Source organism: Acinetobacter higginsii (assembly GCF_000369525.1).
Taxonomy (GTDB): domain Bacteria; phylum Pseudomonadota; class Gammaproteobacteria; order Pseudomonadales; family Moraxellaceae; genus Acinetobacter; species Acinetobacter higginsii.
In genome coordinates this window covers 187,215-199,009 of the sequence record NZ_KB850072.1, presented here as the reverse complement: position 1 = coordinate 199,009, position 11,795 = coordinate 187,215, and the positions used below count along the sequence as shown (strand labels likewise).

General features: G+C 41.7%; 4 protein-coding genes. 2 read left to right on the top strand and 2 right to left on the bottom strand.

Annotation, left to right across the window (positions count from 1 at the left end; genetic code table 11):
* Positions 1–2: 2 nt before the first annotated feature.
* On the bottom strand, positions 3–1,217 hold the full coding sequence (locus F902_RS06980) for a tetratricopeptide repeat protein (RefSeq protein WP_005202256.1): 1,215 nt from the start codon (positions 1,215–1,217) through the stop codon (positions 3–5).
* A gap of 230 nt (positions 1,218–1,447) precedes the next feature.
* Between F902_RS06980 and F902_RS06975 the strand changes: the two genes are divergently transcribed.
* Both F902_RS06975 and F902_RS06970 read left to right on the top strand, forming a co-directional pair.
* Entirely contained in the window at positions 1,448–2,149 is a 702-nt protein-coding gene (locus tag F902_RS06975) for a VIT1/CCC1 transporter family protein (RefSeq protein WP_005202255.1), read from the top strand.
* Positions 2,150–2,268: 119 nt separating this feature from the next.
* A complete protein-coding gene (locus F902_RS06970; RefSeq protein ID WP_005202254.1) occupies positions 2,269–3,312 on the top strand; it encodes an NAD(P)H-dependent flavin oxidoreductase in 1,044 nt (347 codons plus the stop codon).
* Positions 3,313–3,375: 63 nt separating this feature from the next.
* Here the strand turns inward: F902_RS06970 and F902_RS22060 are convergent, their stop codons facing one another.
* A complete protein-coding gene (locus tag F902_RS22060) occupies positions 3,376–11,619 on the bottom strand; it encodes an ESPR-type extended signal peptide-containing protein (protein ID WP_005202253.1) in 8,244 nt (2,747 codons plus the stop codon).
* Positions 11,620–11,795 lie beyond the last annotated feature (176 nt).

Below are 11,795 nucleotides of genomic sequence, written 5' to 3'. Positions count from 1 at the left end.
AGTTAAAAACTCTTATAAAAAACCAGCTCAGTACGTGTGTTGTTATAGTTTTCAGTGCCATCAGCTAAAGCATCTTTAAAGTAATGTCCATACAGTCGTTCAACTCTTAATTTTACTGGAACATAGTTAAACGGCTGCCATGCAACGCCTGCACCATATTCAAATAAATTATTGTAATTTTCGCCTTTAGAATCTGCCAAAGTATGCAGTTTGCCATAGGCTTGTACGGTACCTGCTTCACCGCGATATACATTAAAGCCTGAACGCAAGCGTAAATCAGCAATTACATTATAGTCCTCGCGAGAGTAACTCGCGACATTGCCATACAGATCCGCAAAATAATCATTCCAAATCGTACGCTGCTCAATCGCTGGGTTTGCATACCACTCTTGATAGCCAGTGACCCCACCCACCACACTTTCCCGGAATTTATCCCGATTACGGTCAATTAGATCATAGCTGCCACCCACTTCTAAATAAGCACGGATCGGAATTGATTGCCACGGTTGATAGTTCGCTCCTACACCAATCGTCACTGCATTCTCATCAATAATTTCTGGACGTACGCCGCCTTTAGATTTTGTGTCACGGTTTAGATTCACAAAGCCATAGACTTGCGCCCGTCCATTATCAAGATTCTTCCCATAACGCATTTTTAAGGGAAAAATGAAATCGTCATAACGTGACTCATAAGACGGGGCAAAATACACATCTTTAAACGTCAAGGGAACAGATGCCCCGCTCAGGTTTTGCACTGCTTGCTGCGCTTTTGCAGCAATTTCAGCGTCGGATGAGGTCGATAAATTCTTAAAAATCACTAAGGCTTCTTTGTTCCTTTTTTGCTGATTCAACAAATAAGCTTCTTGTAATTTCAGTTGATCATCTTCGGGTGCAAGCTGTTCAGCCTTACGCACACTTTGAATAGCATCATTTTGTTTATTTAAGCGAATCTGCAAATAAGTCAGACTTTTCCAAACCTTGATATCTTGTGGCGTGAGTTGTCCTAATTCAAGCAAGATGTTCTCAGCTTCTACTGGCTGGCTTTGTTCAATTTTATAAAACTTGTCCCAACGATCATAAATTGGGTTACCTGGTTTATATGCTGCATCCCCTTCTTTGACAAAATCAGAATCAGCACTGAATGCATATTGAACTGGTAAGATAAGACCTAAAATTAATAGTGTATGACTCAGCAGCTTATTTTTGGAATTGTTCATCGCAGATCTCAACTAAAAATACTCAGAATATAGACAATAAAAAGTCAATGTAATCTAAAGTTAAAGTGTTAAATTATTCACATATTATAACCAAATCATGGTTATGCTATCGTTAAAATAAGTTATTTTATAATAGATTAAGTTTATGAATCATCAATAGAATTTTACAAATATTCGCTACATTCACTTTTATAAATAATGAAATTCACTCAATCTAAAAGAGCAAGATTATGTCCTATTCCCAACATGCAGAACCGCATGTGATACAACGTTCTGGCTGGCTGAGAGCCGCTGTTTTAGGTGCCAATGATGGCATTATTTCCGTCACCAGTTTAATTATGGGTATGGCTGCAAGCGGCGCAAGTTCTCATACCTTATTGATTACCTGTATCGCAGGACTCATTTCTGGTGCTACCTCAATGGCAGCTGGCGAATACATTTCGGTCAAATCTCAAGAAGACATTGAAAAATCTGATCTGCGATTTGAGGCTAGAGAACTAGAGAAAAACCCGCATGCTGAATTAAAAGAACTGACTCAGATTTATATTTCACGCGGTTTGAATCCAGAGCTTGCCCACGAGGTTGCCAAGCAACTGACTGAACACGATGCTCTCGGTGCACATGCACGAGATGAAATTGGGATTCACGAAAATACTGCTGCCAACCCAGTTCAAGCGGCTTTATCCTCAGCAGCGTCTTTCTCTTGTGGCGCAGCCCTCCCCATGCTCGCGATTTTACTCAGTCCAAGCACGTGGGTCGCACGCTCAGTCCTGATCACGGGTGTTATTTCATTGGCCTTATTAGGTACTTTATCCAGTTACTTCGCACGTACCTCTATGTTAAAAGGCAGTATACGTATTACGTTATGGGGCATCTTGGCAATGGCATTTTCTAGTTGGGTCGGCTCTCTGTTTAATGTCACGCCTATATAGAAAGCTAAGTTTTTTAATATAAAAATAACCTCTATATTCAACAAGTAAATAGCGATTATTATTTGCAAGCCTTTTTGTTTTTACGTTAAGGTGGTTAAAAATGGAATGAGTAAAGCATCATGTCAATTTTACAATTATTAGAAATAAAACATCCGATTTTACTTGCGCCAATGGCAGGCGTTTCGACACCAGAACTTGCTGCAGAAGTTTCTAATCAAGGTGCATTAGGTTCCTTAGGTCTTGGTGCAAATACGCCGGAAGCAGCTAAAGCCCAGATTTTAAAAACTCAAGCGTTAACAGATCAGCCCTTTCAGGTGAATTTCTTTTGTCATCAATCAGAACCTTTGAATCCTGAAACTGCACAACATTGGATTGATTATCTTCGTCCTCAATTTGAGAAGTTTAAAGCAGAACCACCCACACACCTGAATTGTATTTATCCCAGCTTTTTAGACAATGATGACTATCTACATGTAGTACTTGAAACTAGCCCCAAAGCGGTGAGTTTTCATTTTGGGATTCCACACCCCCATCAAATTCAAGCACTAAAAGATGCCAAGATTATCACGATGGTCTCTGCAACCAATTTGCTTGAAGCCCAAGCGATTGAGGCTGCTGGCATTGATATCATTATCGCACAAGGAATTGAGGCAGGAGGTCATCGTGGTATTTTCAATCAACAGTTTGATGCAGCCATCAAGACGTCTGATTTAGTATCCTTGATCACTCAACATTGTACGATCCCTGTGATTGCCGCAGGTGGGATTATGAATGGCGAACAGGCTAGAACCATGCTGAAACTAGGAGCTGCTGCGGTGCAATTAGGTACAGCATTTGTACAATGTAAAAGTTCAAGTGCAAATGCAGCCTACCGTAAAGCTCTATTTAACCAGAACATTACTCAAATCAGTGCCAGTCTTTCTGGCCGACCTGCACGGGGCTTACTCGGGACTTGGCATACACAGATTGATTCACCCAATCGCCCTAAAGTCCCTGCTTATCCATATACCTATGATTTAGCTAAACAGTTAATGAGTGTTGCTGGCGGACAGCATGATTTTAGTTATGGTGCCTTTTGGGCGGGCAGCAATGTTACACAAATCAGAGAATTGGAAGCAGCTGATCTGATCAATCAATTGGTTTTAGAGATGAAAACCAACTAAGCCTGTAAATAGAGAAAACCCACTCAAAATGAATGGGTTTTCTTTAAAGTTGCTTAAACTATTTTACCAACCGAAGCCAACACCGACGCCTCCCGAACTCTCCTCTTTTGTGAATGCACCACCGATGGTAAGTGAAGTGTTTTCGTTAATTATGCGTTGATAACCAATCGAAACGGCCTGTTCCTGCCCTTGAAAACCAGCCCCGACACCCACTCGATTAAGCCCCTTCACACTGGAAGCACTGCTTGCCATATTCATCATTGCAGCAGTCATGGCGCCCTGACGATTGAAACGTTCATCCACTTTTTGGAAACGTTGTTCCGTCTCGACTCTATAATCTTGGAATGCACTATTTAGGGCATTGACCCGTTCATTGGTATAGCTATTGGCTGATTTTTCTGATGCCTTTAATTGTTGGTAATTTACAGCATCTGTGTCTTCTGTTGCATTTGCAACATGAATTACCTGACGTTCTTTATCTTTAGCTCCCACTGAAACCGTATTGTCACGATTTGACTCCGAATCATTACCTAATACAACGGCATTTTTTGCCTCAGTATTCACATTATTACCTAACACAAAGGTTTTATCGCCTTTAATGGTATTGTCATTACCAACAGCATAACTCGCATTCCCAGATACAGTATTAGGGTCACCAAAAGCCCCAGAACCATTGCCTGAAACTTGATTGCCAACACCTACAGCAGTTGAACGATTACCTGTTACGACAGTATTGGCTCCTATTGCAACCGAGTTGTCGCCTGTCGCCGAAGCAGCTTGAGCATCCTTCATGCCATTCACTTGAATATACTGATTACTGGCTGTTAATTGAGTTTGTACATCTGCAATTTTACTATCGGTATATCCATTTGCTGTCTGAACCGCGGCTGTTGTTTGCTGGTCGGTATAGTCTTTCGCTCCATGCAAAGATGCAGCTGCTTTTTGATCTGTATAGCTTTTTGCATCATTCAGTACAGATGTAGTTTGCTGATCTGTATAGGCTTTACCATCAGCTGCTTTTTGGTCAGCATAGGTTTTGGCACTATTTAGAGCCGATACTGTTTGCTGATCTGTATAAGCTTTACCATCAGCCACTTTTTGATCAGCATAGATTTTTGCATCATTTAAGGTTGTAGTGGTCTGCTGATCGGTATAATTTTTTGCATTATTCAATGCTGTGGTAGTTTGTTGGTCTGTATAATTTTTTGCATCATTTAAGTTAGATACAGCTTGTTGCTCTGTATGTGTTTTTAAATCTGATACCGAGGTTTTAATTGTACCTAACTGTTGATCAACGGCGACAAAGGCATCACTCACGGTATTTTTTACTTGCCCTTGAATGCTAAAAGTTGGCGCTGTGAATACACCATTACTCCATAATGCACTGCCTCCCAATGTCTGGATAAATGCAGTATTGGTTGTGTCAACACGCGTATTTAAACTTGTCACTTCATTGCCAATTCGCGTATTTAAAGTGCTAACCTCATTTGTTATACGACCATCTACTGTATGTAGTTGTCTACCAGTCACAGCATCCGTTGATGTAGCTGATAAAGTTGCATCTTTCAGATTGGTAATTTTCGTCCCAGATGTGCCTTGCAAAGTAACTGTATCTTTAGCGGCACTGTCATAAATCACTGCGCTTGCAGAAACATTACCTAAGCCATTTTGTAAGGCTGCGATATCATTGGTATTGGTTGTGACTCGACCATCAATACTAGCAACTGTCGTATCTACACCATCAATACGCGTATTTAGAGTACCAACTTCAGTTGTAACTCGACTATCCAATGTACTGACTGCTGTAGCATTTTTTCCAATCGCCGTCGTATTTTGACCAATCTTACTATCTAGAGCCGCGACTTCTGTACCAATTCGAGTATCCACACCATCAATACGGGTATTTATCGTATTGGTATTGGTAATTATTTTGCCATCTAAACCCGAAACCTCATAACCAATCCGAGTGTTTAATGTATCAACTTCATTTGTTATACGACCATCTACTGTATGTAATTGCTTACCTGTAACAGCATCCGTTGATGTAGCTGATAAAGTTGCATCTTTCAGATTGGTAATTTTCGTCCCAGATGTGCCTTGCAAAGTAACCGTATCTTTAGCGGTACTGTCATAAATCACTGCACTTGCAGAAACATTGCCTAAACCATTTTGTAATGCTGCGATATCATTGGTATTGATTGTGACTCGACCATCTAGAGCACTAATGGCTGAGGCATTTTGACCAATGGCTGTTGTATTGGCTGTGATTTTACCATCTAAAGTCGCAACTTCCGTACCAATGCGAGTATCTACTCCATCAATACGTGTGTTGATGGTATTTGCACTGGTTGTAATCTTTCCATCCAGAATCACGGCTTGTTGATCTGTATAACCTTTCGACGTGGTTAAGCTCATCGTCGCTTGTTGATCAGCATAAGATTTAGCATCGGTTAATATATTAGATAAACCTGTGGTGAATGCTGCATTTAGATTCCCGACTTCTGTTGTCACACGCCCATCTAAAGTGCTAATAGCTGTAGTATTGGCTGTGATTTTACCATCTAAAGTCGCAACTTCCGTACCAATGCGGGTATCTACTCCATCAATACGTGTGTTGATGGTATTCGCACTGGTTGTAATCTTTCCATCCAGAATCACGGCCTGTTTATCTGTATAACCTTTCGACGTGGTTAAGCTCGTCGTCGCTTGCTGATCAGCATAAGATTTAGCATCGGTTAATGTATTGGATAAACCTGCGGTTAATGCTGTATTTAGATTCCCGACTTCCGTTGTAACTCTTCCATCCAATGCTGTAATGCTATTATTAGTTGCATGCAACTGTTTACCCGTCACAGCATCTTTAGAGTTTGCATCTAAAGTTGCATCTTTCAGATTGGTAATTTTCGTCCCAGATGTGCCTTGCAAAGTAATCGCATCTTTAGCCGCACTGTCATAAATCACTGCACTTGCAGAAACATGACCTAAACCATTTTGTAAGGCAACGATATCATTGGTATTGACTGTTACCCGCCCATCAATACCAGCTATCGTTGTATCAACACCATCAATCCGCGTATTGAGTGTCCCAACTTCATTGGTCACTCGGGTATTTAAGGTACCGACTTCGGTTGTGACACGACTATCAAGTATTGCAATATCATTAGTATTGGTGCTAACACGTCCGTCAATCCCTGCAATTGTGGTATCTACCCCATCAATACGGGTATTTAAGCCTGCTACTTCATTGCCAATACGCGTATTTAATGTACCGACTTCTGTTGTGACACGACCATCAAGTGTCGCAATATCATTAGTATTGGTGCTAACTCGTCCATCAATCCCTGCAATTGTGGTATCCACTCCATCAATACGGGTATTTAAAGTTCCCACTTCATTGGTCACTCGGGTATTTAATGTACCGACTTCTGTTGTGACACGACCATCAAGTGCCGCAATGTCATTGGTATTGGTGCTAACTCGTCCATCAATACCTGCAATCGTGGTATCTACCCCATCAATACGGGTATTTAAAGTTCCGACTTCGGTTGTGACACGACTATCAAGTGTCGCGATATCATTGCTATTGGTACTAACTCGTCCATCAATCCCTGCAATTGTAGTATCCACTCCATCAATACGAGTATTTAAGGTACCGACTTCCGTTGTGACACGACCATCAAGTGTCGCGATATCATTGCTATTGGTGCTAACTCGTCCATCAATCCCTGCAATTGTAGTATCTACTCCATCAATACGGGTATTCAGTGTTCCAACTTCATTGCCAATACGCGTATTTAATGTACCGACTTCGGTTGTGACACGACCATCAAGTGTCGCGATATCATTGCTATTGGTACTAACGCGTCCATCAATCCCTGCAATTGTAGTATCTACCCCATCAATACGGGTATTCAGTGTTCCAACTTCATTGCCAATTCGGGTATTTAATGTACCGACTTCCGTTGTGACACGACCATCAAGTGCCGCAATATCATTGGTATTGGTGCTAACACGTCCATCAATCCCTGCAATTGTGGTATCGACTCCATCAATACGGGTATTCAGTGTTCCAACTTCATTACCAATTCGGGTATTTAAAGTGCCAACCTCTGTCGTTAATCGACTATCAACACCTGAAATTGTGGTATCTACACCATCAATTCGAGTATTTAAAGTCCCAACTTCCGTTGTGACACGACCATCAAGTGTCGCGATATCATTGGTATTGGTACTAACTCGTCCATTAATCCCTGCAATTGTGGTATCGACTCCATCAATACGGGTATTCAGTGTTCCAACTTCATTACCAATTCGGGTATTTAAAGTGCCGACTTCCGTTGTGACACGACCATCAAGTGCCGAAATATCATTGGTATTCGCGCTAACTCGTCCATCAATCCCTGCAATCGTGGTATCAACGCCATCAATTCGGGTATTCAGTGTTCCCACTTCATTACCAATTCGGGTATTTAAGGTGCCGACCTCTGTGGTCAATCGACTATCAACACCTGAAATTGTGGTATCTACACCATCAATTCGAGTATTTAATGTACTGACTTCGGTTGTAACACGACCATCAAGTGTCGCAATATCATTGGTATTGACTGTTACTCGTCCATCAATCCCTGCAATTGTGGTATCCACGCCATCAATACGGGTATTTAAAGTTCCGACTTCGGTTGTGACACGATCGTCTAGGTTTGTCACATTATTATTTGTCGCATGTAGCTGTTTTCCAGTCACTGCATCAGTTGAATTACTATCTAAAGTCGCATCCTTTAGGTTCGTAATTTGGGTGCCTGTTGCGCCAGCAAGCGTAATTTTTTCTTTGTTGCTGCCCGCATCATAAAAAACAGCATCTGCAACAGTGGCTGTAAGAAGTTTCTTATTGACCGCATCATAATCATTTTGCGCATCTGCTACATTGGTGATACGTTTTTCTGCCCCAGCTTTACCTACAGAGATGGTATTGGCTTCATCAGCAATTGAGCCAGCGCCTAGAGCAACACTATTATCTGCATAAGCTTTACTTTCAGCACCAATTGCTGCCGCTTTATCTCCAAATGCAGTAGATCGAGATCCCGCTGCCAATGCTTGTTCACCAACTGCGATTGCACCACCTTTTTCAACCGCCTGCATCAAGGCATTCATTTCCTCTATCGTGAATGCTCTACCACCTAAAGTCACTGGATGTGTAGGATTACTAGAGTCAAGGGCAAAATCTAAACCATCAATTTTACCTGTCATCGTGGATGAATCCATCTCAATCACTCGACCACTCAAAACAGTTAAAGCTTGAGTCGGATCAAAACTTGATTGATCTTCCAACGCTCCACCCATCACCGAGCTACCATTACCTAAAGCTGCTCCGCCTACACCTGCCGCGCTACTACTTTTGCCAGTCACGCTATTGTAACTACCAACGGCACTACTTGATTGACCTTTTACCAAGTTATTCGAACCTAAGGCACTGCTCTTAAATCCTAAAGCTTGGTTTGTATTACCGACTGCATTACTCCCTATTCCACTTGCTAGGTTATCCGTACCTAAGGCAGCACTCTCCATGGCTTGTGCTTTATTTTCATGACCTAAAGCACTGCTATCCAGACCAGATGCTTCATTTTTATAGCCCAGAGCACTACTGCGTCCCCCCATTGTCGAGTTCTGCAAACCAATAGCTGAACTGTCTACACCTTGCGCGATATTAAAATATCCGACAGCATTACTATTGATACCCAATGCCTTATTACTTGTACCCACTGCAGTGCTATTTTGATGTGCAGCCTGATTATCAAAGCCTAAGGCATTTGAAAAAATACCCGTTGACTCATTGTCATATCCAATACTGGTACTGTTTACGCCTGATGCCTTATTTGCCTGGCCGATTGCCGTACTGGCAATTCCTGTTGCTGTATTGTTATGCCCCACCGCTGTAGCAATATCTCCAGCAATGTTTCTGACACCTACAGCGGTACTGTGTGTTCCTGCCGCAATATTCTGATTACCAACAGCAGTACTGTTTGTACCAAAGGCAATAGATCCGCCCTGATCAATCGAATTAAGGAAGTTTTGTACTTCTTGCTGACTCACCGCTAAGCCATTGATATGCGTAATTGATGCGGTTGAAAAATCCGATGCAGTGACTGGAATACCATTAATCGCTGTAAGCTTAGTTCCATCATTACTATAGAACGCATAGGTGAAACCTGTTGCGGCACCAATTGCAGTTGATCCTGTTTGTTGGCTTAAGTTATTGCTACCAACAGCAACACTACGTACACCATTTGCAGTATTTTGATATCCAAGCGCATTACTGCCAAAACCCGTTGCAGTATTTTGACGACCCAATGCATTACTGCTTGATGCTGATGCAACATTATAAGAACCGAAAGCATTACTATCCACGCCAGAGGAAGTATTGGCATGCCCAACGGCACTACTATAACCACCAGAGGCAATATTGGTCCGACCTAATGCATTACTGGTAGAACCAATCGCCTTATTATTTGAACCGATAGCATTACTGTTCACATCCAAAGTAATATTTTCATTACCGATTGCATTACTTGCCGCACCAATTGCAGCATTACTACCATAACGCAGCGCATTTACATAAGCTGATTTCTGTTCTTCACTCAATACCATCCCATTCACAGAAGTCAGTTTTGTTGGATTATCTCGTAAATCAGCCCAACTTGTTGCTGTACTGACCACAGTTATGCCATCAATAGCATCCACAGTTCCTGCTGTTACAACAACACCTGGAGGGGTTCGGCCTGCTGGACTCGTTGCGCTGCCAATTGCTGTTGAGGATTGCCCCACACTGGTATTCAAATAACCAAGCGCACTACTGTTTGCTCCCCTCGCCGTATTACCATAACCAACAGCGGTCGAGTTAGTACCTAAAGTAATACCACCAACACCAAGGACACTGCTATTCTCTGCTAATGCTAAATTTCCTCCCCATTGTAATCGCTCTAAAAAGGCTTGTCGTTGCGTATCATTAACAGCAGTACCATTCACATGCGTAATCGTTGCTGTTGTATTCCCTGTCGCCGTCACAGGAATTCCATTGATTCCTGTAATAATACCCAATCCATTTGTTGTTATAGATGTAGATCTTAAGGAGGAAATATTAGAACCAACGGCAACACTTGATTTATTCTGACTATAATTATTGACCCCAATCGAAGTTCCATAATCATTGACCGCAACGTTATCATGACCTATTGCACTACCGCCATGCATCAATGCGGTATTGTTATAACCAATTGCGACACTCGCATTCCCTCTCGCTTCGTTTGAATAACCTATCGCTGTACTCGAAGCACTCGTGACGATATTGGCAACACCAACTGCACTACTATTTGTACCGACAGCAATATTAGCGCCGTTTTTCGCTGCCTGAATAAAAGCAGCCACCTTATCTGGGGCAGCAGCTTTGGTCGTGGTAATACCGTTTATAGTAAATGAATCGATATCATCAAGACTGATACTGGTCGAAGTAACCGAAATCCCTGCAACTTTGGTTAGCGTCGTACCATTATTCTCCGTTGCGTGTGCAATACCTGATGTCGAGCCTAATGCTGTATCACTGCTGTTATGGGCATAGTTATCCGATACTCCAATAGCCGAAAACAGGCTTTGCACCTGTCCTAGATTAACGGCATCAGTTCCATTCGTACCTGCTGCGACATTCGTAATTTGTCGCTGTAATACCGTATTCCCAACTGAGAAACTATTCTCTCGATCTGCAATAGAATTTGCCCCTAGCGCAATACTATTTTTACCTAGCGCTTGAGCCTGATTACCCAGAGCAACATTATTAATCCTTCTCGCTAAAGCACCAGAGCCAATTGCAACTCCATTTGCTGAGGCAGCAGCACCACCAATTGCCACTGCATGATCCAAAGCCAGAGTTTGATTAGTACAATCTGCTCCAATCGATACAGCACCATCAACACTAGTACCAAAAAAACTATAACTCATCGCAGAATCAGTTTGAGTTATATATGTAATATCATTACCTCCGCTCATTTCTATTGTTTTGTTACTCAGGAAACTAGGGCAGGTTATGCCTTGAACAATATTTCCAGCCCAAACATGAATGCCTGTCACCATAGCAATGCTTAAAACTAGCGTTTGCAGACCAAATCCCCGATATGTAATAGATCGAGTAGTGACACCCTCCGAACTGACTAATACTCCAGTGGTATTATCTGTCTTACCTGCACTTTTGGCATTTTCAGACACAACAACCATACACCCCAGTGATTTATTCCAAATTTTTTTAAAAATGTGATTCATATCCGTACCTATATTTTTTAATCAATCGGTACAATTACAAAACATTACACTAAAGCCTGTATATCACTGAAAACTGGTATTTCGATGAAATCGTCACATTTTTAAAATAAGTAAGCTATTAATTTAAATCATCTTAATAATATTTTTTAATTCTAAAAATCCAAAAAAATGCCCAC

Bases quoted from the DNA above. Each gene is read 5' to 3' on its own strand.
- F902_RS06980 (WP_005202256.1), bottom strand. From the start codon at position 1,217: ATGAACAATTCCAAAAATAAGCTGCTGAGTCATACACTATTAATTTTA.
- F902_RS06975 (WP_005202255.1), top strand. From the start codon at position 1,448: ATGTCCTATTCCCAACATGCAGAACCGCATGTGATACAACGTTCTGGC.
- F902_RS06970 (WP_005202254.1), top strand. From the start codon at position 2,269: ATGTCAATTTTACAATTATTAGAAATAAAACATCCGATTTTACTTGCG.
- F902_RS22060 (WP_005202253.1), bottom strand. From the start codon at position 11,619: ATGAATCACATTTTTAAAAAAATTTGGAATAAATCACTGGGGTGTATG.